The sequence below is a fragment of the Nocardia sp. NPDC049526 genome (assembly GCF_044465765.1).
Classification (GTDB): domain Bacteria; phylum Actinomycetota; class Actinomycetes; order Mycobacteriales; family Mycobacteriaceae; genus Nocardia.
Window position 1 is genome coordinate 570,666 of sequence record NZ_JBITMA010000001.1, and the last position, 20,794, is coordinate 591,459.

A 20,794-nucleotide genomic window follows, 5' to 3' on the forward strand; every position below is an offset into this window, starting at 1 on the left:
AAGGCCAGCGATGGAGCAACAACCGGTTCCAGGCTGCCGTCGCCGTCGCACGGTCGAAAATCCCAGACCCACTGTGGAACAGCGGGCCTGGCTGAGTACTGGCAGAAACGCACTGCGGCTGTGCTTTTGCTGCTTCTGTTCGTCGCCGCGTTGGTGGTCTACCTGATCCTCGTCCGGGCTGAGGACGCCGATCATGTGTCGAACAGCTGGATGTGGACGAAGCGGCTCGATGGGTCGCGCTCGTCCACGATGATGATCCGGTTGACCGACTTTCCGTCGGGGCGATGGTAGACGTCCTCGGCCTGCAGGATCGAGGGCGAAGTCTCCAGGGGCGGACCCGCAATGGTGGTCTCGGCCACGCGGAAAACTTTGGTCAGTGGCGGGGAGAATTTCGATGTGGTCAGCAGCAGGGTAAGGCCCTGCGGATCGGTGGATATGGCGAGCCGGTAGAGCGTGTCGCGGCCGTGCTCGGATCGGGCGCCGAGCACGGAGGCATTGTCTGGAATGACGATTCCGCCGAATTCGGAAGCCTCCCTGGTGATGTCGGTGTCGTTCGCGGTCTGGGTCGGCTGCGACCGGTGGTCGCCGTCATGTCTTTCGCTGCTGCAGCCGGTCATGCCGACCGTCACGGCCATGAGGCCGGCGACGACACTGGCCAGCCTTATCTGCCGGATTCCAGGTGTTGGGTACCTCATCGGGTGGGATCACTCCTCTCGCCGTCGCGGCCGCCGGGCGCCCTGGCAGGTTCACCGGTCCGTTCGACGGTACTGTCCCCCTCGAATCGCCGGACCTGGCTGGATCCTGCGATGTCGTACTCCCGCGCCAAGCCCGCCGTGTGCAGCGCTCCCATGCGCTTGTCCGAGACAGTGATACCGGCGATCTCGGTGCTCTTGTCACCGTCCCAGTTGTAGCGGTCGTGCACGTGCAGTTGGTACTCGGCGGTGATGCTCGGCTGGGCACCTTCGGCCGGTTTGTGCACTGTCACTACACCGGTGGCTGACAGATGGATGCCGCCCATCGCGAAGAACCAGTCGTCACTGAGCGCCCGGGTGATGTAGAACCCGCTCCATGGCGACTGGAATTGCACTGGGTTGTCATAGTTCTGGGCGGCCGATGCTTCGGTGGTGATCCGCCGGATCTCCGTTTCGGCTATGGAGATTGCTTTGGTGTCGGCCGCAGACACATCCCGCAATACGGTGTCCGCGTTGATGGTCAGCAGCTACTCTTAGCACCGCCCGCCGATCCCGGGTAGGGCGCGTGGGGTTCACAACCCATCTACAGCCGCGCCGACGATGTCGCTTTCGCCAAGGTAGCCGCCGCAGCGTCCGTGGCCGCAGACGCCGCGGGCTGGACACATGCCGATCGTGATGGCTGCGGGAGTTGGGAATTCGGCTCTGACTAGATGGTGCCCCTGGGCGGGACACCGCGCATCGCACGGGGCGTGCCCTGCGAATTCGGATGCCTGCCATCGCGGCACACGGTAACGCTGCTGACCGCTTCACATAGCGGGGCCGAGGATGTCGCGGATGAATGTCATCGCGGCGGCGTTGGCGGGTTCCTCGGTGTATGGGCGGGTGATTGCTTCGGCCTGGTGTTGTGCGTCCGATTGCGCGCGCTGGATAGTTTCCAGCAGGGCTTGCCTGAGCTGAACTTCTCCGAGCCGTAACGCCTGCGGAGTTATCCGCAGATCGGTGACTTTGCCGTGCGCGTCCACCGTCGCGCTGAGCTCGCCGTTACGGGAGCCGGCGCGGACTGAGATCTGTGCGAGCGCTTGCTGTAGCTGCTGATTCTTGCGCCGCCAGTCCGCTGCGACACGACGTTGCTCTTCGTTCCATCGGTCCAAGTACTCCATCAGGGGCTCCTGAGGTCGTCGACTCCTGGTCGGGGCGTGCGCGTGAGGATGATCAGTCGGCTGTCCAGGTTGCCAGTTCGCCATTGGGCATGCATACGACCCGGTAGCCGTTGGGGCCCACGAGTGTCCATGCCTCGTATTCACTATCCGGCGGGACCACGAGTCGGTTCCCGGAGTCGAAGTCGATGGTCAGCGTCCCTGAGGAATTCACGACAGCGGAGGTGATCGTCCCATGCAGGACGGGTTCGAGGTCGACCGGTGAACTGCCCCCGTCCGCGAGCGCGACCGACTGTCGGTCGCCTCGGCTGGATTCGATCTCCATATCTCCCTCGATTTGGAGTGCGAATCCGCCGACGGTCGTGATCTCGACCATGTACTCGCTGGCTGCGACCGAGACGCGCTGCCCGGTAAGCGGCAATTCCATTACCATCCTTGTGGCTTGGGGAACGTTCCATCTGGGTTTATGGAAATATGTGTTGTGGTCTTGGGGCCCGGCTTGCCTGCGAGATCGACTGGTTGGCCGTGCGAATTGTAGAACCTGACATACCCGTTCGGATACCGGGAGTTCGGCTGCATGACCCGTATGGTGTCGGCATTCCCGGTGGATCCCGGCTTCTGCCAAACCACTCCTTTCCCGTTGTCCGCGGTACGAGGTACCCAGTCACTCGGGACTTCGGGTGGTCGAGAATAACTGCTGGGATTTGTGCCCCCGCCTGCGCTCGTGCTGGTATCGAACTGGGTGGGGTTGGCTTCGAGGAGCGGTTGTAAGTCTGTGGCCACCCCGATGGCCGCCGCACCTGCGGCGACGGTCACCCCGGCCGCAACGGCTGCGGCGGCGTCGAATGCGACGAGCACAGTGACGACGGCGGCGCCTGCGGCGCTGCCCGTCGCTGTTGTCGTTGCTACCGCTCCTGTTCCCGCGGTGAAGAATCCGACCGCGACGCCCGCGAGAAGACCGACCCCGATCGCCCCGGCAAGTATCGCGAGTATTTTCTGATGCGCGTCCTCGATCTGCTGCGCCCAGTCCTCACATGCGCCGCCGAGCTTCTCGTACTGTGTCGCGACCGCCTCGACGCCCATCCACACCGCGTCCATCTGATCGATGGCCTGCGGTAGCTCCTCGGACGCGTTCTCCTCGAGATTCGTCCACGCCTGGCTGGTGCCGGCGCTGGCATCACGTAGTCCCTTGGCGGCGGTACGCCACGCGGTGCCGAGCCTCCTCAGTTTGTCGGGGTCTCCATTCGGCCACGTGTGACCCTGAAGCCAGCTGCTGATCATGCTCCAGCCGAATGGGGGATCGGAGTCACCGCCGAATGCGCCCTTGAACAGCGGGGCGGTCGTTGCCGCGAGAACCGCAGGGGCGGGGTCGGGCGTTTCGGGAGGGTGCTTGTTGAGTTTCTCTGTGTTCGCGTGGTTGACGGCGGTGAAGGCGAGCAGGTCGTGTAGCTTGCCGAACGCGTTGACGATATCTATTCCGGAGGCGATGGCCTTGAACGCGGCCGGGTCATAACTATCCGCCCACGTTCGCCCCGCGCTGTCGCTGCCAGCGCACCCCCAGTCGTTGTCGAGCGCCGCAGCGAGCGTCTTGATCACATTGTCGGCGTTGTGGTAGGCGCCTTCGTACAGCACCGCGGCGTTGTACAGAATCCGCGAGTCCACGGAGATTGGCGCCATCAGGGCCACATTCGCTTGTTATGCGCGACATTTGCCAGATATCGATCCCGCGCGGTGCGGGCAGCGGTTTCGAGTTCGGCCAGTGCCGTCCGCATGTCCTGCATCTCGCGCTGCCACGTGTCATGCTTGGCCCGATGTGCTTCGGCCGCGCTGCCTTCCCATTCGATATGCAGCGCAGCAACTTCACGCTCGACATCGGCGATACGTTGCTCGATCTGCTGCCCGATGAGACGAGCCTTGGCGACCAGTGCCAGGATCTGGTCGGTGTCAGCGACATAGGCTGGCATCACGAATCACCCAAATCGAACCGCACATAGGTAATGTCGCCCGCGTTTTCGCTGTCGGTTTTGGTGTATCTGTCCGCGGCCTGATGTACCAGGATCGCGTCCTCACGCAGTGCCACAGCTACTTTCCGGGCGGATTCGACCCATTCCGTCCACAGCGCCGCGTGGGAGTCGGCTGCTTCACCGACCCAGTCAGCGGACATGAGCGCGTCGGCTTCCGTGCGCAGAGTCTCGATATCGTCCCAGAACTCGTCGGCTCTCGACGACATGCGGTCGGCCGTGGCGTGCATCTGATCCGGATTGCTGTGCACCATGCGAAGCTACCACCGCCACACCATGATTCAGAGCGATCGAGACCGGGAGTGCTACACGGTCGGGGACCGGTGGCCGCTACGGAAGGTACTTGCCGCCGGTCCCCGGATTCGGCAGCACGGAAAGTGCTGTGGCTCGTGTTCTTACGGCTTGCCTGATCGCGGTGAGTTCTGGGTGGACAAGGTTGCGTTTGTTGCCTTGGAGGTTGAGCGGCAGGTATGCGATCAGTTCGTCTTCGGTATGCCAGGGGGTGTGGACCCGGACCAGCCGCCAGTCCTCCAGGACAACAGCAATTGGAAGGTCAACGGCACCCGCAACGGTGTCCAAATCGAGGTCATCGTCGCTCCCGACGGCTCAGTCGTGACCGGCTATCCCATCGGCGGTGCTGGGGTAGTCCGGAACGACGCGAATGGCAACCCGATCAAATAGGCTAGGAGAGCGATGAATCCGGACAGGGTGGCGCGAGAAGCGCGAAAACGTCCGCGAGACCCACAAGCCATCGAAGCCCGTAACCGTCGGCTCAACAAGATGAGCAAGGACTCGCGAGACCTCCTCGAGAGCGTCGCCGACCGCCTGCCTTCTGACCTGGTCGAAAGCTACCGGACCTACAGCAACGTGGGTGAGTGGGCGATGCTCGTCGACGTGCTGTGTGCCAGTCTCATCAAGCGCCGGATCCCGGTCACTGAAGCGGAACGCGATGCCGTGGCGAACATGCTCGGCCAGTTCAATCCTCCAGTGGAGGGATACAGCTACCTCAGCGATCCCCAAGGTGTGCTGGCTGAGCTCAACGTGGCCACTGCGTAAATCCTCGGGATTGTCCGAGTTCTATTTCCCAAAAGGGCATGGTGATGAGAATAAAAATACTTGAGGATGCGAACCCAGGAGAGTCCACCCGTGGGCAATTCGGTACGAAGACTTGGCCAGTTATCTGGAAGGGCAAATCGACGGTTCAAGCGGGCGAAGACTGCGATATCGAACTGGAAATTGACGGCGTAGAGTCCTGGCTGGAGGTCTCGCAAGATGCCAAATATCCAAACGAAATCTCCGAATCGGAGGGCGAGGCAATCATCTGCGGCAGCATCTCGGCCGTCTATGATGACGATATATTCGTGCTGGATATTGGTATAGGGATGACGATGGTCGAATCGGACAGCTCCGCGCCGAGTATCAGTATCGGACAGCGCGTGTGCTTCATGCCAACATCGGTTTCGGTGTTCCCGACCATGCTCTGACCTATTCAGTCTTGAATTATTCCGACGATTGGTGGAGTTGGTGCTCTGCTCGCTTTGCGAGAGTAGGTCAACTGTACTGAATTACAGAGATTGGAGTAGATTCGTGCCGCGTATGTCGTTCCACGGAAGTATCGAAACCGGTAATCCGGAAATTGTCGAGCGGGTATTAAGATCGTGGCATTCGACCGGCGATCTACGTATGCGACCTCGCCGAGGATGGGAAATGCATTACGAGACAGACGACTTTGAACTGCTCTGCTATGAGGCGTCGCCGCAGAATCCACCCAACTACTTCCTCCTCGAAGGCCATATCGATGGTGCAATTGAGGCCGCCGTTTCCCGGCTGGATGAACTTGCCGAACAGTGCCGAAACGCGAAACTCGAATTCAGCATCGACTATGAGGAAGTCGATGCGGCCGGCAACCTGTTGAGCGAGGACGAAGGAGTCCGCGAATGAGTACTCCGGCGATCCCATCTGAAGAGTTGCGCCAGTCACTGACATCGATCGGCCTCGCCATTTGCTCCGACAGCACAGAAGGCGTTCCCTCGCCATCGCAAGCAATGCAGGCCGTAAACGGCGGCGAAGTGGAGCCGAAATCCACAGTTCCCTACTGCTCAGACGACGCGCTCGGCGAGCTGGACAACTCGAAAGGTCTGGTCCCCAGTACCGTGCCTTGTCTGTGTCAAACGAATTCGACGTCGGCTGTGACGTGTGCGGGGGTGGCGTTGGCGATCAATGCCTCGAGGCGATGGCGATCGATTTCGATCCCAGGAGGAACGACCAATCGGACGAGTACCCATGGCCGTGGGCCTTCGAATCCCTCGATGATCACGGGTTCGAGCCCGGTGTCGGCACGAATCAGGGCCGCGAGACCGCGGCGGGTGCCCCACCATCGAGAGATCTCGTGTGCGGTCGCGACGAGGCGGCGGCGTTGTTCCAGTGATGGCTGTCGGTATGTGTACACGCCGAGGACACCGGCTAGCCAGTCAACGATTCCGGCAGGTGCCGTCTGTGCGTCGAGGTAGGTATCGAGACCGTCGACCACGTCGAAGATCGGCGCAAGTATCGCGTCGATGGCCGCCGCAGCGGCACGAACCGAAGGATCGTCGCGGAGTTCGGCTGGGAGTTCCCTGGCGACCGAGCGTCGCGGTGTGGTCATCGCTCCATCACCCGGATCTGGTGATCAAGTCCGAACGGCAACGCGTATCGAGCGACCTCGATTCGCCGGACGGCTTCGGACCGCCTTCCGGTGACCGGGTTCGCTGGAAAGATGTGAACGTCGTCGACATAGTCGATTCCCGGGACCCGTTCCAGCACGGCATACACGTCACCGATTCCGACAGGACGCCCGAAAGACCAACCGGTACTGTCTGTTCCGCCTTTCAGCGGGTCGAAATGGCGGAATAACGCCGCGAGTGCCGACCGCTGTAATTCGTTGCGATCAGCGAACGGGCTTGCGACTACCCTGCAAACCAACGAGAACCCCTGATACGAAACGGGTTCCATGCTGAGTTTGACGCCGATTACCCGTCGTTCCTCCAGAAACGACACGACCCTGTCCATTGTGTCCGGACTGATCCGCAACTGGTCGAATTCGATACGGCCCGAACGGTTTCTGGCTACAGCGGGTACCAACAGCAGCCGGATCGTGCCGTCGTCGGCGGTGGAGCACTGCACTCGTGCGAGCTCGGGGGCGATATTGCGAGTCAGCTGTTCGAAGTCCTGAGCGGTGACCGCCCGATCGCGGGTGCTGAACTCCAGCGCGGAACGCTGTCGCAACTGCTCGTCGGATTCTCCGTCGGTGCCGCCTATCCCGTGGGACAGATTCTCCACGCGATGTGCCGGTAGACCGGTGACTCGTGTCTGTAGCTTGCTCAGTGCGCCAACGGCGATGTTGCCGGCTACTCCACCGCCCGACCAGTACCGGACAGCACGAATGAGTGCGTCTGGGGGTGGGCACTCTCCGTGCAGGTGTGCGGCTCCGTCGGCTTGATGGACCAATTGACCGAATATCACCTGACCGGAAGCAGGATCGATCAGTACATGTCGGTCGTACGGGCCACTATCCGCGAACGTCGTTACCAGGTGCCATTGTTTCCAGTCATCGTCCTCGAGCACCTCTATGACGGGCGACTCGAAATTGAGCGTTACTGGATGGTGCCGCAGGGCGAACCGCTGGCCGGGAGTCCCATCGGAGACACCTAACGGCTCATCTTCGATCAATCTGGCGTGGACCGCCGAACACGTGCCACCCGCTGTCGCCGCCCTGATCGAATTGATTGTCGGGGAAGCGGTGTAGGTCGGCTGGCCGCGCTCGGGTTCGGTCACCCGGCAGCGGACCCAACCGGCTTCGCGTTCGGCGAAGTTCGCGATCGCATGGCGCTGCGGCAGGTGCAGCACGATCTCGCCGCTCATGCACAGGCCGCTGGTTTCGTCACGCTCTACCTCGCATGCGAGCCATCCGTCGCCGCACCACGCCTCCCACACGATCGGCGGGTTGCTTGGATCGATGCCGATTCCCCACAGCTGGCAATCGAAGGTCAGCGAGATCGCGCACATCGACGCGGTGGCCGAAAGGCCGAGCAGCAGAACGTTGCCCGGTGTCACCTGTTCACCGAAAGCCGTGACCGGCTCACCGCTGAGGAGCGTATTGGTCAGGTCGGTCACTGTACTGTCGTCTGCCGCCTGGGCCGCGCATGCGACCAACGAGGTCGGTACGAGGTTGAGCGGCTTGTCGGTCGTGAACACCACGGTGCCGGATTCGTCGGAGATCTCAGTACCCCGTGGTATCAGGACTTCGTGGTTCAACGGGTCGAGCAACCAGAACGTCACAGGCACTGTGGCGGCGGTCGGCGGGTACCGCTGAACTCCAACCAGATTGAGCAATGACCGATGAAGTCGATCGGGCAGTTGGTTGACTCGGTAGACCAGCTGATCGACGACCATCGCGGTGGCCTCGAGTAACGCCTGCTGCGCTTGTTGTGACACCGGTTGGAGTCCGCGACTGCGTTGCGCGACATGGCGTTGCGCTTGTTCGAGTAGATCTTGGAAGCGTCGAGGGTCGAGGAGTGGATCTGTCATCGCTTCTTTCCAGTGGTCGCCGCTGATCAGCATTCCATCGGGTACCTCAGCGTGTCATGCTGATCGATGTGGACGGCCGGTCAGAACAAGCAACGATCGTGGTTCGGGTCGACCCGATCAGCTCGGTGTACGACGCGAACCACATCGGATGGCGCAAGCAGGCGAGCACGCTGAGCACTTCACTTTCGGCCGCGAACATCGGCGCCGTCCGCAAAGTCGGTGGCAGCGCCGACGGAAGCAAGGGAACGCTGGACGAGGTGATCATCGCCCTCGGTAGCGCGGGTGCGATCACGGCGGCGGTCGAGATCTTCCGCAGTTGGCTGAGCCGGGACCGTTCACGGGAGATAAAGCTGACGATCGAGTCCGAGGGGAAGAAGACGACGATCGCGTTGAATGCCAGCAGTACCGGCGATTCGACTGTCGAATCGATCATGCTCGCGGCGTTGGAGCGCAACTGCGGCGATGGGTGAGCGTGTCCACAAAGCTCTCCTCATTGCCAACTGGGACTTCCCGCGCGACCCGGATCAGTTGCCGCCGTTGAGCGGACCGAGTGAAGACGCCAGGCAACTGCGTGAGGTGCTGATCAGTGAGCGCACGGGTTTGCACGATCCTCAGCACGTGGAGATTCTCGCGAATCGGACCCGCGGTGCGGTGCTCCGGCGGATCGAGGACTTCTTCCAGGACGCCGATCCCGACGACCAACTGCTGCTGTACTACAGCGGGCACGGCAAGCTCAATCTGTTCGACGAGCTCCACCTGTGTGCCGCTGACACCAGGGCCGATCGATTGGTGTCGAGTGCGATCGGTACGAGCGCGATCAGCACCATTGTGGATGCCTCCCCGGCTGGCGCCAAGATCCTCATACTGGACTGCTGCTACTCCGGGAGCTTCAAAGGCGGCGAGAACATGCCAGGCAGGCTCGCGGGTGAGGGACGGTTCGTGTTGACCGCGTCCCGTGGTGCGGAGCTTGCCCCGGATGCCGGAAAAGACGAAACAACCAGTCCCTTTACCGGATTCCTCATCGAGGCGTTGGCGGCCGAGGCCGAGGACAGTGATGGCGACGGGTACCTGTCCATCGAAGATGTATACACGTATGTGTCCGACAGAATGCGTCGGCGACAGCTTTCTCGTCCCCAACGAAGCTTTGCCGCCGCGGTTGACGTGATCGCGCTTGCCAAGTCTCCGTCGGCTGCGGGGCCGGGGCCGGCTCCCACCCCAGCGCTGGTCAGCCGGCCGCGCCCGTTGCTGGGAGCCTCTCTCGCGGCGCGGGAAGAAGTTGAACGAGGGCGCGCGGCAGAGCGATCGGGACAGTTGTGGGTTGCGCGCGAGGCATACAAACGGGCGGTGGACAGCAACGCTGGTGACTGGAGTGCCTTGGCGGCCGATCTGCTGGGCAACATTTTGCACGCCGACGGCGACATTGCTGGAGCGAAGTCGGCCTTGAACTACGTTGTCGCATCGGGACATCCGGAGTGGGCGCCGCGAGCAGCGGTACGTTTCGGTGAGCTGGCTGTCGCGACCGGAGCACTCGACGACGCGGAAACCGCGTTCCGGCAAGCGCTGCGCGCCTCGCACTCGACCTGGTCGCCGGCTGCAGCGGTCCATCTCGCCGATCTTCTCGCTGAGCGGGGGGAAACACAGGCGGCACGGGAGTTATACGACCAGGCTGCCCGCGGCGGGCATCCCGAGTGGGCTCCTCGCGCCCTCGTCATGCTCGGTACATTGCTGGCCGGTGACGGTGAGTTCATGGCTGCGAAGGCGTCATATCGCCGCGCGGTCCTGGCCGATAGCCGAGCGTGGACGAGCGAGGCGCTCGCTAAACTCCGCGACCTCGAAAACCCTTCGGCGACATGACAAGGGATACGCCATCATTCCGGCATCAGCATAGGTCGTCGCCAACCGCGTTGTATTTCGGCAACGGCGTGGTTGTAGCGGATCTGGCGTTCCTCGCGCCGCGTCCTACTTGGCATCGACCAGCGAATTTAGGGGTCATAAAATTTAACTGATGAGTATCCTGAGAGAATCCTGCGGAATTCCACTTTCCGATACCAGAGAACTGGCAACGCTAATGGATCAGTATTGCAATTCGATTGTTCCAATGGATCAACTTGAAGCGAAATGGCGACAGCTCGTTTCTGATACCCCGCAGAGGTGAACATTCGGTGGTTTACCGAGGCGGCGGAGACGGGTTCACCAGCTCAACCCAGTGACAATGGTTACCGCCCAGCACGGTTCGCATCCCGTACACGTGACCAACGATCGCCGCGATAGCCGGTCAGGCGATGCCGGGGCAGTGGGCGGGCGGTCGCCGGACGCGATGCTGCGGATGGCGCGCCGTTGTGGCTGGCCTCGGCGGATGCGGCCGCGAGCCGTGCCTCCGGCCTCATCCAGGGCGCTGGCGTAGGCGGCCACTGCGGCCCCGCTCGACGCTGGGCTCCCTTGTCACGCCTTGCCCTCATCGACCGGATTGCCGTTCTGGTCGCGCCATTGGCCGGTTTTCGGGTCCAGGGTCCAGCCTTCCCATTCGGTACCGTCCAAGTCGTCGGAGAATCGGCCGCCGAACCCTGGTGAGGTTCCTTCGGGGGCCGGTCCGGCCGCGGCACGCTCTTTCTGGAATTGGTCGAGAATGGCCTGGGCGCGTGCGATTTCCTCCGGTGACGGCGTTCTCAGCCCCAGGTTTTCGGCCTCTTCGGGGGTATAGATGATTTTGCCGCCGATTTTCTTAGGCATGTGATGCTCCTAGATTTCCATCATGGTAATGACGACGCGCCCGTTTGCATCGGGCGGGGTTTTGTCGAGTACATGAAACTGGGTATTCGGCGGAAATAGGACTTCGTCCGCCGTTCCGTACTGACTGTAATTGCGGCCGGTTTTGCTCTGGATATTGAATTCGACCTTGGAATTATCGACGATAAATTCGTTCGCGCCTTTGGGGTTTGTGCTCGTAGACATGAAACCGGGGTCTGAGGGCGCCCGTTGGCCGGGCACGTATTGGTCGATAAGTTCTTGGCGCATATTGGTGTGACGCACCACTGGCCCCTCATGGGTGGGGAGTTTGTTCAATGCTTGGGTGAGGGCGTCGGCTTGGCGTTGCTGTTCGGGAGTGGCGTCACCGCGGCGGAGTGCGGCCGTCAGTGAATTGCCGCGCGAGTCACTCACGCCTTGCCGCAGGATCGCTTCGTCCTCGGCGGTCAGCGCCGCGCGCGGCGGCGCCTTGAAATTGTCCGCTTTCAACCCTTTGAGCCGGTTCACATCGTCGGCATGTTTGGCAAGGGTCTCTTCGGTTTTCACGCCTTTTGCGATGTTGTGTTCGGATTTGAATGCGTCGATGACGATGCGGATTGGGCGGCCCATTTTGGCGGCTATCGACACCACCCGAGCCGATGCCACCGCCGCGCCGATACCGAAGGTGACCACCGATGCCGCGGCCGCGATGGCCACCGATATCGCCAGCTCTTTGAGCAGTTCCTCACCCAACTCTTTGAGTAGTTCGATCATCTTGGCGCGCATTTCGACCAAGCCGTCATGGTGGTCACGCGCGGACCCGGACAGCTCCCGGAACACACGGACGCTGGTCTCGGCGGCCGCTTTCAGCGCCCGAATGTCCTCATCGATGAACGACACTTCGGGGCTGGTGATGGCCTCGAACTGGACGGCCACCTGTTCTAGGCCCGCGGCCATGCCCGCCACTGGTGCGGCATCGGCGATAGCGGCCCAGGTGTCGGCGGCGCGTTGGAGTAGATCGGCGTTGCCATCGGGCACCGTGATGCCGATGGCCTCGACCAGCTTGACCCCGCCATCGATCAACCCGTTACCGGGGCCACCCGCGGAGGGCAGCGGGATACGGCACGGATAGCCCGCGAAAGCCTTGGCCGGTGTTTGCGGAGCGGCCCCGGTGGAACCCGCTGCGGTCCATTCGGCTTCCGCGTGGTTGTACCCCAGGTTGATCAGGATTTGGCCGTAGTTGAACGTCGCGTACGCGAGATCGCTGACCATTTTCAATGCTTCGGCCGCGCGCGCGTCGTAGGACTCGGCCCACTTCTTCGCCTCGGAATACGAGCCGGTCATATTGCCGTATTCGTTCAGCTTCGACCAGAACGCGTCGACACCGAAAAACCATTCACCGGCCAACGTTTTGAGCCGGTCACCCGCTTCGTAGTAGACGCTGGAATCGACGTCGAGAACAGTTGCGGTCACGCGCGCCCCAGGGTGCGCAGGTTGGCCGTGACAGCGTCGCCGTAGGCGGTGTGTGCGGTGCGGGCTGCGGCCTGCATGGCCTCGATCCCTTCCCGAACCTCCTGCGCCGCAGTCGCCCATTCCCGATGCGCCTCGGCTTGCTTGTCGGCGGCCTGGCCGTTCCAGCTCTGTTGCATCACGTCCATGCGTTCATCGATCTCGCGTAGGGATTCGCGCAGGAAATCGTTGAGTCCGCCGATGCGGGCGGTCACGTTGTCCAGGTGGTCGAGATCGACCTGATACCTCATGTGCCACAGTCCTGTTCGGTTACGGCGGAATCAGCTACGGGAGATCCAGGGAGGATTGCCGTAGCCCGGCGGCGTTGGTGGTGTCGGTGGCCGTGTATTCGATACCTACGACACCGAGCAGTTCGGCCATGGTGTTCAGGGCCTCGAGCACCTGTAAGGCGCCGTCGCGGGTCTCCTCCCACCCCGTCGCATAGGCGCTGGCCGCGGTGCCTTTCCAGCTCGTCATCAGCCCTTGCACGTCGGTGTCAGCTGATCGCACACCGTTGACGAGAGTTTGGGCGGTCCGCTGCACATACTGTCCGGCATCGGAAACATGGTCGGGCACAATCGCAAACGGTGTCCCCGCGGTTGATGAACCTTCAGCCATGCACATTCTCTCAGTCGTCGGTCGGTCTTGGTCTCAGTAGGTTAGACGCGGACCACGCACGTTCGGTTCCATCAGAGACCTTTTCATCCGAACCATGCATCGGGGGTCGCTCGTGAACAAGCTAGTCGCCGGATAGGACGACAATTCCGGAGGTCTGAAACTTCAACGGCGCCCGTGGATGTCGGTTCGTCGCCGCAACTGCCTCGAGAGGACCTCGAGCGTTTGCGAACCACTGCCGGGGACGGTGGCGGCCAGCGACAGTAGGGCAGTGGCTGAAGGGTTTCCGGGCCGCGGATGCCGAGGCCGATCCCGGCCGCCTGGGCTCGAATACGATCACAGGCGGCGGATGCCTGGCCGGTCGATCGTGGTCATCTCGACGATGCGCCGGACAGCCATCGTCGAGCGCGGCCGAATACAGAATTCTTGGGCCCGCGGGTTCGATCGATCGAGTTGCACCAGTGGGGCAGCGCTTCTCGTGCGGTAAGCCATGTCTGAGGTATCCCAACGATCGGTACGGTGTGGTTGCCGGTGTAGGCGGCGACGATCCCGCCGACGATGGCGCTGGTGGTGTCGATATCTCCGTCTGCGGCAATACATGTGGTGACTGCAGCCGGGTAGTCGTGCAGGAATGTGGCTGCGACCCACATCGTGAACGGCACGGTGTTCTGGGCGGTGACCCGAGATCCGTTGCCGAGTTCGTTGGCGGCCTCGGCGGCGGGGGCGCCGAGCAGGGTGCGTGCGCGGCGGATCAGCCGGGTCGTGTCACTGTGGTCGAGGCGGTCCAGGATGCTGGTGATGAATTCGGTTGGTGTGGGCCGTGTTCCGTTGAGGCGGGCATGCGCGGCGTGGGCTGCGGCGAGTGCGACCGCGACGGCGCCGATGATCCCTTCGGGATGTAGATGCGTCACCTGTGCTGACCGGACCGCTTCGGCGACAACCTTGTCCGGGTCGCTGGCATAGAAGGCACCCAGCGGGGCAACCCGCATGGCCGCGCCGTTGCCACAGGAACCCTCGCCACCGTACGCGGCTGCGGCCGCCTTGCGCCAATGCACCCCATCGCGGACTCGGTGCAGGGTGCCGACCGCGTTGAAGCCGTAGTCACGGCCCGGGTCGAAGCGTCGCGCGAAAGCGGTGGCAAGCCGATCCTGGTCGATCCCGCCGCGACTGCACAGCTCGGTAACCACAGAACAGGCCATCTCGGTGTCGTCGGTCCACCCCCACGGCCCAGCAGGAAGACTACCTGCCCGAAGATCTGCGATGGATCGGCGCATGATCGGGAACTGCTGCCCCAAAGCGTCCCCCACGGACAGTCCATCCAAAGAATCAAGCATCAAGTCGACATGCATTGCGTCCGATGATAGCCAGGGGAAGACGATCCACGCTGATGGCGAACGAAACCCTCGAAGCCGCTTGGTGCTCGGTTCAGTTCACCGAAGTGTCGAGCGGATAGCGGGTGTCGAGGCGGGAACGGTCTCGGTAGAAGAAGTTCAGGACGAGATCGTCAGCGATCTGGACCAATTCGTCGCGGCCCTCGACCGCAGACACCCACTCGGGCGGCAGGGCGGACAATCCGTGGACCGCACCGATAAGGTTGCCGGCCACCGCACCGGTGGAATCGGAGTCGCCGGAATGATTCACCGACAGCAGCAGCGCGCCACGCACGTCGCCGGTCCGGAACGCGTACAGAGCGCAGTAGACGGCGATGGCGAGACACTCCTCCGCGACCCAGCCCTGCCCGACTTGCTCAACCCGCTCCGGCGTCGGCGGGCCGAGATGAGCGAACGCCAGCGCACCGGCAAGGGCGGACACCGTCTCGGAGCTGTCTGCTGGCATCGAGGTGAGTCGGATGATGATGTCGCGCACGGCGATCGGCAGTTCGACCCCACACAGCACGCTGTCGATCAGGGCCGCGAATGCGCCCGCGGCAAGATAGCCGGTCGGATGGCCGTGGGTGAGCTGGGCGCATCGCATCGCGGCGTCGAACGCCTTGTGCGGACCGAGCGCGGCGAGACCGAAGGGTGCTGACCGCATCACGGTCCCGCATCCCTTCGAATTCGGATTCACCGGCCCCGGCTCGCCGGGTAGATGTGGCGCCCGATATTCCTTCGCTTGGACCCGCAACCCGCTCGTGCAGGCATGGCCCGGCGAGCGCATCGCATAAAGGAACTGCTGCCCCGCCAACCAGCCGTCGGGTTGCGGCGCGGGCTTGGCTTCCTCTTGGGTGGTCAGCCAGCGCAGATACGCGCGCCGCAGTACTGGCGCCGGATCCGCACCCGGCGGACAACGCAGCAAGCCTTCGGCGGTGAACAACGTCATCTGGGTGTCATCGGTAATCTGTTGCGGCGCATTGGGTATCAGGCCAGGCAGGAAGTCGGTGACGCCGGCCACCCCGTGGAGCTCCCTGATCTGTGCCAACTGCAAGAACTCGATCGGCCATCCGAGCGCATCGCCCACCGCCCCACCCAACATTGCCCCACGCACCCGGTCGAACAGCTTCTCGTCTTCCCGCACGACCACCGATCCTTGCACCGATGTGAACCTGTCGACCAAGCGGAGTGGATCTGCTACGCAATCGGCGGAAACCCTGAAGAGCTACTCGAAGTAGTCCTCGTCAACCTCGACGATGGTGTCTGCCCGTTTGGGGCCCGGGTGCCGCGGCGCTCACCTTTTGGTTGGTGTTTGCTCGGTTGAAATCAACTGGCCGGTCTCCTCTGGGGGGCCGGTTCCGACATCTCGGTGGGCATAGACCGAATCCCTTGTCAGCCAACAGAATCTGATTGGCGGCACGTCAATTGCGCTGGCAGCGCTCCTGCGTGGACCACCTCCGATGGCCATGACTCGACTTCGGCGGCGCCTGTGAGTTCGTGCTCGCGAATATCGGGTGAGGTAGGGTGCTGGCGGGTTCAAGCTGGACAGTTCCACCGTTGAATTGGGGGGCGTATGGCTACGTTCAAGGCTGATCTGGAGCAGTTGGGGAAGCTCGGAACCACGCTGCACGACCTGGCCCGTGAGGCTGAGGGCGTCAAGCCGAAGCGGACCGTTGAGGTCAGCTCGCCTGAGCAGTTGCAATCCGTGGGTGCTGCATTGCTGCTCGAGAGCGAACAACTTCTGGGGGTTCTCATCCCAACGCTCAAGGAGCGATTGAGCGAGACCGGTGACGTGATGGCCAATATTGCCCAGCAGTTCAAGGACGCCGACGAGAGCAACGCGGACAACATCATGGACCTGTATCGGAAGTCCACCGGCGACTGGACGGCGTAGGAGCGGGGATGACTCCGAAAAGCTGGATCGAGAACACTGATCCATCAGAGTTGATCGCGCTCGGCGACTCGTGGATCACTTTCGCCATCGACCTCGAGCATCTGTTCGACAGATATGTCGACGCCGTCACGAAGGTGAACGGTGCTTACTGGGATGGCCAGTGTGCTCACGCGGCGCAGGACCGTGCGCGAGCCGACCAGAAGACCATGCAGACGATCGCCGACAAGATCAATGCTGTCGCGCAGCGCGCCAAACAGGGGTACGACGAGATCGATGCTCCACTGCGTCGTGCGCGGGGCGCGCTGATCGAAGCGGCTCATCGCGGTTATGTCATTGCCGACACCCTCGCGTTGAGCATTCCTCCTGGGAAGTCGGTCGCTGACGAGGACAAGCAGGCACTTCTGGTCCTGCAGGACGAGTTGAACGACGCTGTCCGTTCCACCGTGCAAGCCGACAGTAAGGTCCGCGACGACCTGAACAACGCCCGCGCCGAGTTACGCGCAGCCTTCGTTGCCACGGCCGCGCTCGGTGTCGAGCAGGGTAAGGCGGACGGGGCGAACCTGACGGGCAGTCCGATGCGCTTGGGCCCGGACGGCGTGCAGCGCTTGATCGAGGCTGGTCAGTTGACGCCGGAGCAGGTAGCGGCGTTGCAGCGTGGCGACACAGCGACGATCCCGGCGTCACAGATGGAGTACTTGACCCAGATCAGTCGGTCTCTGGATAGCAAGAGCCCGCAGGAGATCGAACAAATCATGACCAAGCTGCCGCCCGACGGACAACGGGCACTGGCGAATTCATTCCAGATCATCTCGAACGAGAAGATCAATGCCGGTGTCACCAACGATCCAGCAATACCGAAACACGGCGGCGCGAACCAACTCCCCAAGCAGATCCAGACGTCGCTGACACGAAAAGACTTGGTGGTAAACCAGTTTCACAACACAGCTGATGGAACAACCCGCAGCATCGAGTTGAACGGCGTGGCCGACAACCAGGCCATCGCCAACATGGTCAGAGTCAGCGATCCTCAACTCAGGAACGGGTCCGCGATCGATAGCGAACTGCTGGATGTCGGTCGACAGTATCTTGGCGCGCAGGTCAACCATGAACAGTTGCAGCACAGCGCGTTGACATCGTTCACCGTCGACGGCAACGGTGCAAGCGATACCTCCGCGATTACCGAGGGAATCTTCAACGCCGTGGGACAGGACAAGCTCGCTGTCGAGTCGGTTGTCACCGGCCCGAACGGCAAGGACTTCGTTTCCGATGCCCTCAGCCACCAATGGCCCGACGATGGGAAAGCGGTGTCCTCGCTGTTCACCTTCGGGGACAAAGACGCCACCGTCGAGGACCCGGGGAACCCGGCCGATGTGCAGTCCGCGATGCGCACCGGCCGGATCATGCAGTCGGTAGCTGAGGCAGCCAGCACCGACGAGGCGTGGAAGTTGTTGTCGAATGTTCCCAATACCGACGGCCAGTCGGCAGGGCAGCTGAATCCAGATCTGCTGCAATCGATATCGAAGAGCATGTCACCGTATGTGCCGGATCTGGCTGGGGCTGACCAGCCCGACAAGCCCGGCTTCAATCTACTGCGTTCGGACCACACGTCCTGGGCTGATCCCAACGGCAACAACAGTTTCAGCGGATCAGCCAACATTTTCGCTCTGATGAACACCGATGATAAAGCGGGAGAGCTGTTCAATGGTGCCGCGGTGGCTGAAGTGCTGCGGCAGGAAACCAAGTTCGGGGTAGACCCGACGAACCCCGATGCCGGTGGCTGGTTGTCGACAGCGGGCAGGCTGCATGGGCTCATCGACAAGGGCAACATGATCGAGGTTCAGGACCAATACGACGATCAGCATGCGCAAGAGGAAGCGAGCTACAAGCGGAAATCGGCATGGTTCGATGCTGGTAAAGCAGCGTTCAGTTTCGGGTCTGGTTTCGGTAGCACCACCGAGAAATTCGCCTACGCTCTCGTCAACGGCAGCGGGGACTCGCTGAAGGACGCATTCACCGGAGGTCGCCCGGGTCCCGCCGCGCTTGCTGGCCTGTCAGGCGTCGATTTCTATCGTGACGACTACGCCATCCTCAAGGCACGTCAGGACCTCGGGCTTTCGTTGCCGCAGATCCCTGCGCAGCAGTCGTGGATGTTGGACGGAAGCGGAAGATTGCTCGACTACGAGCAGATGCGAGACAAACTCGGAAATGACCCGCAACGCAAGGACGCGTTCGAATGGCTGGTCACCCAAATGGGAGGAGGCGACGGCCATCAGATCCGCAATGGATACTCCGACGTGGTCCGAAAAGATGGGTAACGGTCGTAGATTTGGCGTCGCAGCGATCGCGGTGCTAGTGCTATCGGCAAGCTGCTCAACCAGTGACGATGCGAACCATGCATCCGCCATGCCAACGCGAACCAACCTGGAGCTGATCAACTCGGACGTATGGTCGGCAGATCAGGGCGTCGACCTGTTCAGTAGGGGGGCGGAACTGGTTCGTGCCACAGTTGAGTCTGGTGATCTCACGCTCTTCGGTGGAATCGACGTAGCGTTCCCGGGATACGCTGCCGCGTTTGAAACGCCCTACGATCCCGGCAATTATGATATCGAATCAACCTTCTACAAAAAATGGGAAACGCTGTCTCAGCAGCGTCGAACAGAATATCTTCATATAACGAACTATATTGCCGATAGTCATAAAGTTTCCGCCGTCGTGTGCCGATTCTACACCAGGCCAGAGCCAATCCCTGGAGAGGAAAGCAGTGCTCACACTTTCTGTCAGGGAGTCGCTCTTGAAAACAGCGCGACCGACGCCGGGGCACCCGGTCGGCGCGATGAATCTACGGAAAACGACACAGCTGACGGCGGCAGAGTGCCTGCGTGGAATGTGTTCGGAACATGGAAGATCAAAAAAGTAAAATTCCTGGGCGGGGACGAGACTCCGGACAGTTGCTTCACTTGGTGGAGCGAAGAGTTTCCCTATCTGATTCGGGTAGGGAACAGGCGTTTTTACGAAGTCGCGCCCGGTGCCACGATGCCGCCGGAGCCGCTGGCGAAACACTATCCGGAATGGATCGGGCCTTCCTCGTGAAACGAGGGGGCGAGCTATTTGGCGGGCAAGGCTGACTCGACGATTGCTGCGATCTCCTGGGCGTGATCGCACGCATTCCAGTGCGTGAGCGCTAGAGTGCTGCTCACTGACACGTCAATCGTCGCATCCGGGCCGGTCATGACGACGAAGCATGCCTCTGATGCCGGCTCACGGTAGGTAATCGCCTCGCGGCCATTGACCTTTATCTCCGTTGCTGCGTTGCCTTCACGCTTCCGGAACTCGTCGAGAGTCACGTTGGTCGAAGAAATCGTCAAGGAACCCACAGCGCCCATCTGGCCGTGCACGTCCTCCTGGCGTTCGAAAGTGCAGCTGATGAACGCGTAGCCGTCATGAACCTGATCGGCGCGTTCACGGGTTTTCGGGACGAACCCGGCCTTGACGACAGCGTCGTCACCGATCTCGAAACACGGATCGAACTTCACCGGACTGCGGGAGTTAGGGGGTTGATCCGGAGCGGGTTTCACCGATGCGGCGATGCTTGGTTTCGCTGCGGTCGATGTGGTCGTGTCCGTCGGTTCGCTCGCGCTGTCGCGACCTGAACAACCGGCGGCAATGAGGCCGATCAACGCCAGCGACACTCCGATGCTGGTGTGCTTCATTGGATACCGCCACCCACCCCTGCCGCATCACCCATGATCTTGAGCCTATCCGCGCTGACCTGATCGGCCTCGGAGATGAGCCGCCCGGCGCGCAGGTATGCCTCCTGCAGCCGCATCGCTCCATCGATCAACTGGTTGATCACCTCGATCCCGTCGGCGGCCTTGTTCACGAAGCCAGCTTGCAGTTGCTGCCCAGAAGTGAAGCCGCCGAACCCTTTCGCGTCTTTTGCCAGGGTTAGCTTCTGGCGGACCTTCTGCAGTCCGATGATCATCTGGCCGTACAGCCGGACCGCTTCGTGGACTGCCTGCGGATCGAATGCGATTTCGCCTGCGGCTGCCGCCTCGTTGAAGGCTTTGATCTGGGCTTGCCCGTAGTCGATGTTCGTCGTGCTCACCGCTGCCCCCACTCTGCTGGCTTCCGAAGAAGATTACACGAGCCGACATCGGGTTCGTTCGCCTGACGTTCGCTCTGATGGCTGTGGTCGGCGAGCGCATCTGCCGAATGCCTTGGGAGGGATCAGCATTGAGCGTCAAGA

The 20,794-nt window shown here is 61.9% G+C and carries 26 protein-coding genes; 9 read left to right on the top strand and 17 right to left on the bottom strand.

Features of this window, described 5'->3' with window-relative positions; all coding sequences use genetic code 11:
* Positions 1 to 191: 191 nt before the first annotated feature.
* From ACIBW7_RS02515 to ACIBW7_RS02545, 7 genes are all read right to left on the bottom strand, one after another.
* The gene (locus ACIBW7_RS02515) at positions 192 to 695 is read right to left on the bottom strand and encodes a hypothetical protein (RefSeq protein WP_397043322.1); all 504 of its coding nucleotides are present in this window, start codon (positions 693 to 695) and stop codon (positions 192 to 194) included.
* On the bottom strand, positions 692 to 1,183 hold the full coding sequence (locus ACIBW7_RS02520; protein ID WP_397043324.1) for a hypothetical protein: 492 nt from the start codon (positions 1,181 to 1,183) through the stop codon (positions 692 to 694). Before ACIBW7_RS02520 ends, ACIBW7_RS02515 begins: the two co-directional genes overlap by 4 nt.
* A 315-nt stretch (positions 1,184 to 1,498) precedes the next feature.
* Positions 1,499 to 1,852, bottom strand: coding sequence for a YbaB/EbfC family nucleoid-associated protein (locus tag ACIBW7_RS02525; protein ID WP_397043325.1), 354 nt, complete (start codon positions 1,850 to 1,852; stop codon positions 1,499 to 1,501).
* Positions 1,853 to 1,904: 52 nt separating this feature from the next.
* Positions 1,905 to 2,276 carry a DUF6188 family protein gene (locus ACIBW7_RS02530; RefSeq protein ID WP_397043327.1) on the bottom strand — a complete coding sequence of 124 codons (372 nt, stop codon included), beginning with the start codon at positions 2,274 to 2,276 and terminating at the stop codon, positions 1,905 to 1,907.
* On the bottom strand, positions 2,276 to 3,535 hold the full coding sequence (locus tag ACIBW7_RS02535; RefSeq protein WP_397043328.1) for a hypothetical protein: 1,260 nt from the start codon (positions 3,533 to 3,535) through the stop codon (positions 2,276 to 2,278). The genes ACIBW7_RS02530 and ACIBW7_RS02535 overlap by 1 nt, the downstream gene beginning before the upstream one ends.
* Complete coding sequence (locus tag ACIBW7_RS02540) at positions 3,526 to 3,813, bottom strand: WXG100 family type VII secretion target (RefSeq protein ID WP_387287299.1); 288 nt, start codon at positions 3,811 to 3,813, stop codon at positions 3,526 to 3,528. Before ACIBW7_RS02540 ends, ACIBW7_RS02535 begins: the two co-directional genes overlap by 10 nt.
* Entirely contained in the window at positions 3,813 to 4,124 is a 312-nt protein-coding gene (locus ACIBW7_RS02545) for a WXG100 family type VII secretion target (RefSeq protein ID WP_387287300.1), read from the bottom strand. Before ACIBW7_RS02545 ends, ACIBW7_RS02540 begins: the two co-directional genes overlap by 1 nt.
* Positions 4,125 to 4,296: 172 nt before the next feature.
* Here ACIBW7_RS02545 and ACIBW7_RS02550 point away from each other — a divergent pair, with 172 nt between their 5' ends.
* The 4 genes from ACIBW7_RS02550 (at position 4,297) to ACIBW7_RS02565 (ending at position 5,811) form a co-directional block, all read left to right on the top strand.
* Positions 4,297 to 4,551: a hypothetical protein gene (locus ACIBW7_RS02550; protein ID WP_397043331.1), complete on the top strand. Its 255-nt coding sequence runs from the start codon at positions 4,297 to 4,299 to the stop codon at positions 4,549 to 4,551.
* A 12-nt stretch (positions 4,552 to 4,563) separates the two neighbouring features.
* Positions 4,564 to 4,926: a hypothetical protein gene (locus tag ACIBW7_RS02555; protein WP_397043333.1), complete on the top strand. Its 363-nt coding sequence runs from the start codon at positions 4,564 to 4,566 to the stop codon at positions 4,924 to 4,926.
* A gap of 38 nt (positions 4,927 to 4,964) precedes the next feature.
* Complete coding sequence (locus ACIBW7_RS02560; protein ID WP_397043335.1) at positions 4,965 to 5,354, top strand: hypothetical protein; 390 nt, start codon at positions 4,965 to 4,967, stop codon at positions 5,352 to 5,354.
* A gap of 223 nt (positions 5,355 to 5,577) precedes the next feature.
* Positions 5,578 to 5,811: a hypothetical protein gene (locus tag ACIBW7_RS02565; protein WP_397043337.1), complete on the top strand. Its 234-nt coding sequence runs from the start codon at positions 5,578 to 5,580 to the stop codon at positions 5,809 to 5,811.
* Between the two features lie 226 nt (positions 5,812 to 6,037).
* Here ACIBW7_RS02565 and ACIBW7_RS02570 read toward each other — a convergent pair whose 3' ends face one another.
* On the bottom strand, positions 6,038 to 6,514 hold the full coding sequence (locus ACIBW7_RS02570) for a phage tail protein (RefSeq protein WP_397043338.1): 477 nt from the start codon (positions 6,512 to 6,514) through the stop codon (positions 6,038 to 6,040).
* Positions 6,511 to 8,436 (bottom strand): putative baseplate assembly protein, encoded by a 1,926-nt coding sequence (locus ACIBW7_RS02575; protein ID WP_397043339.1) that lies wholly within the window; start codon positions 8,434 to 8,436, stop codon positions 6,511 to 6,513. The genes ACIBW7_RS02570 and ACIBW7_RS02575 overlap by 4 nt, the downstream gene beginning before the upstream one ends.
* 68 nt (positions 8,437 to 8,504) lie before the next feature.
* On the opposite strand from ACIBW7_RS02575, the gene ACIBW7_RS02580 reads away from it, so the two are divergent.
* Both ACIBW7_RS02580 and ACIBW7_RS02585 read left to right on the top strand, forming a co-directional pair.
* Positions 8,505 to 8,906 carry a hypothetical protein gene (locus tag ACIBW7_RS02580; protein ID WP_397043341.1) on the top strand — a complete coding sequence of 134 codons (402 nt, stop codon included), beginning with the start codon at positions 8,505 to 8,507 and terminating at the stop codon, positions 8,904 to 8,906.
* Positions 8,899 to 10,290, top strand: coding sequence for a caspase family protein (locus ACIBW7_RS02585; protein ID WP_397043342.1), 1,392 nt, complete (start codon positions 8,899 to 8,901; stop codon positions 10,288 to 10,290). Before ACIBW7_RS02580 ends, ACIBW7_RS02585 begins: the two co-directional genes overlap by 8 nt.
* A 588-nt stretch (positions 10,291 to 10,878) precedes the next feature.
* Here ACIBW7_RS02585 and ACIBW7_RS02590 read toward each other — a convergent pair.
* The 6 genes from ACIBW7_RS02590 to ACIBW7_RS02615 all read right to left on the bottom strand — a co-directional run bounded on the left by ACIBW7_RS02590 (position 10,879) and on the right by ACIBW7_RS02615 (position 15,798).
* Positions 10,879 to 11,166, bottom strand: a complete 288-nt coding sequence (locus ACIBW7_RS02590; protein ID WP_397043343.1) for a hypothetical protein — start codon at positions 11,164 to 11,166, stop codon at positions 10,879 to 10,881.
* A gap of 9 nt (positions 11,167 to 11,175) precedes the next feature.
* The gene (locus ACIBW7_RS02595) at positions 11,176 to 12,432 is read right to left on the bottom strand and encodes a hypothetical protein (protein ID WP_397043345.1); all 1,257 of its coding nucleotides are present in this window, start codon (positions 12,430 to 12,432) and stop codon (positions 11,176 to 11,178) included.
* A 197-nt stretch (positions 12,433 to 12,629) separates the two neighbouring features.
* The gene (locus ACIBW7_RS02600) at positions 12,630 to 12,920 is read right to left on the bottom strand and encodes a WXG100 family type VII secretion target (protein WP_397043347.1); all 291 of its coding nucleotides are present in this window, start codon (positions 12,918 to 12,920) and stop codon (positions 12,630 to 12,632) included.
* A 34-nt stretch (positions 12,921 to 12,954) separates the two neighbouring features.
* Positions 12,955 to 13,245: a WXG100 family type VII secretion target gene (locus tag ACIBW7_RS02605; RefSeq protein WP_397043349.1), complete on the bottom strand. Its 291-nt coding sequence runs from the start codon at positions 13,243 to 13,245 to the stop codon at positions 12,955 to 12,957.
* Between the two features lie 410 nt (positions 13,246 to 13,655).
* The gene (locus ACIBW7_RS02610; RefSeq protein ID WP_397043351.1) at positions 13,656 to 14,591 is read right to left on the bottom strand and encodes an ADP-ribosylglycohydrolase family protein; all 936 of its coding nucleotides are present in this window, start codon (positions 14,589 to 14,591) and stop codon (positions 13,656 to 13,658) included.
* A gap of 118 nt (positions 14,592 to 14,709) precedes the next feature.
* Positions 14,710 to 15,798, bottom strand: a complete 1,089-nt coding sequence (locus ACIBW7_RS02615) for an ADP-ribosylglycohydrolase family protein (RefSeq protein WP_397043353.1) — start codon at positions 15,796 to 15,798, stop codon at positions 14,710 to 14,712.
* 429 nt (positions 15,799 to 16,227) lie between these two features.
* Here ACIBW7_RS02615 and ACIBW7_RS02620 point away from each other — a divergent pair, with 429 nt between their 5' ends.
* The 3 genes from ACIBW7_RS02620 (at position 16,228) to ACIBW7_RS02630 (ending at position 19,638) form a co-directional block, all read left to right on the top strand.
* Entirely contained in the window at positions 16,228 to 16,548 is a 321-nt protein-coding gene (locus ACIBW7_RS02620) for a hypothetical protein (protein WP_397043356.1), read from the top strand.
* An 8-nt stretch (positions 16,549 to 16,556) separates the two neighbouring features.
* Complete coding sequence (locus ACIBW7_RS02625; RefSeq protein ID WP_397043357.1) at positions 16,557 to 18,863, top strand: hypothetical protein; 2,307 nt, start codon at positions 16,557 to 16,559, stop codon at positions 18,861 to 18,863.
* An 88-nt stretch (positions 18,864 to 18,951) separates the two neighbouring features.
* Positions 18,952 to 19,638, top strand: a complete 687-nt coding sequence (locus ACIBW7_RS02630; RefSeq protein ID WP_397043359.1) for a hypothetical protein — start codon at positions 18,952 to 18,954, stop codon at positions 19,636 to 19,638.
* Positions 19,639 to 19,652: 14 nt separating this feature from the next.
* Here ACIBW7_RS02630 and ACIBW7_RS02635 read toward each other — a convergent pair whose 3' ends face one another.
* Together ACIBW7_RS02635 and ACIBW7_RS02640 are read right to left on the bottom strand one after the other, a co-directional pair.
* The gene (locus ACIBW7_RS02635; RefSeq protein WP_397043361.1) at positions 19,653 to 20,258 is read right to left on the bottom strand and encodes a DUF3558 domain-containing protein; all 606 of its coding nucleotides are present in this window, start codon (positions 20,256 to 20,258) and stop codon (positions 19,653 to 19,655) included.
* Positions 20,255 to 20,653 carry a hypothetical protein gene (locus ACIBW7_RS02640; protein ID WP_397043363.1) on the bottom strand — a complete coding sequence of 133 codons (399 nt, stop codon included), beginning with the start codon at positions 20,651 to 20,653 and terminating at the stop codon, positions 20,255 to 20,257. The genes ACIBW7_RS02635 and ACIBW7_RS02640 overlap by 4 nt, the downstream gene beginning before the upstream one ends.
* Positions 20,654 to 20,794: the final 141 nt, after the last annotated feature.

Coding starts and splice junctions, on each gene's coding strand:
- ACIBW7_RS02515 (WP_397043322.1), bottom strand. CDS start 695: ATGAGGTACCCAACACCTGGAATCCGGCAGATAAGGCTGGCCAGTGTC.
- ACIBW7_RS02525 (WP_397043325.1), bottom strand. CDS start 1,852: ATGGAGTACTTGGACCGATGGAACGAAGAGCAACGTCGTGTCGCAGCG.
- ACIBW7_RS02530 (WP_397043327.1), bottom strand. CDS start 2,276: ATGGAATTGCCGCTTACCGGGCAGCGCGTCTCGGTCGCAGCCAGCGAG.
- ACIBW7_RS02540 (WP_387287299.1), bottom strand. CDS start 3,813: ATGCCAGCCTATGTCGCTGACACCGACCAGATCCTGGCACTGGTCGCC.
- ACIBW7_RS02545 (WP_387287300.1), bottom strand. CDS start 4,124: ATGGTGCACAGCAATCCGGATCAGATGCACGCCACGGCCGACCGCATG.
- ACIBW7_RS02555 (WP_397043333.1), top strand. CDS start 4,564: ATGAATCCGGACAGGGTGGCGCGAGAAGCGCGAAAACGTCCGCGAGAC.
- ACIBW7_RS02560 (WP_397043335.1), top strand. CDS start 4,965: ATGGTGATGAGAATAAAAATACTTGAGGATGCGAACCCAGGAGAGTCC.
- ACIBW7_RS02565 (WP_397043337.1), top strand. CDS start 5,578: ATGCATTACGAGACAGACGACTTTGAACTGCTCTGCTATGAGGCGTCG.
- ACIBW7_RS02570 (WP_397043338.1), bottom strand. CDS start 6,514: ATGACCACACCGCGACGCTCGGTCGCCAGGGAACTCCCAGCCGAACTC.
- ACIBW7_RS02575 (WP_397043339.1), bottom strand. CDS start 8,436: ATGACAGATCCACTCCTCGACCCTCGACGCTTCCAAGATCTACTCGAA.
- ACIBW7_RS02585 (WP_397043342.1), top strand. CDS start 8,899: ATGGGTGAGCGTGTCCACAAAGCTCTCCTCATTGCCAACTGGGACTTC.
- ACIBW7_RS02590 (WP_397043343.1), bottom strand. CDS start 11,166: ATGCCTAAGAAAATCGGCGGCAAAATCATCTATACCCCCGAAGAGGCC.
- ACIBW7_RS02595 (WP_397043345.1), bottom strand. CDS start 12,432: ATGGTCAGCGATCTCGCGTACGCGACGTTCAACTACGGCCAAATCCTG.
- ACIBW7_RS02600 (WP_397043347.1), bottom strand. CDS start 12,920: ATGAGGTATCAGGTCGATCTCGACCACCTGGACAACGTGACCGCCCGC.
- ACIBW7_RS02620 (WP_397043356.1), top strand. CDS start 16,228: ATGGCTACGTTCAAGGCTGATCTGGAGCAGTTGGGGAAGCTCGGAACC.
- ACIBW7_RS02625 (WP_397043357.1), top strand. CDS start 16,557: ATGACTCCGAAAAGCTGGATCGAGAACACTGATCCATCAGAGTTGATC.
- ACIBW7_RS02630 (WP_397043359.1), top strand. CDS start 18,952: ATGCCAACGCGAACCAACCTGGAGCTGATCAACTCGGACGTATGGTCG.
- ACIBW7_RS02635 (WP_397043361.1), bottom strand. CDS start 20,258: ATGAAGCACACCAGCATCGGAGTGTCGCTGGCGTTGATCGGCCTCATT.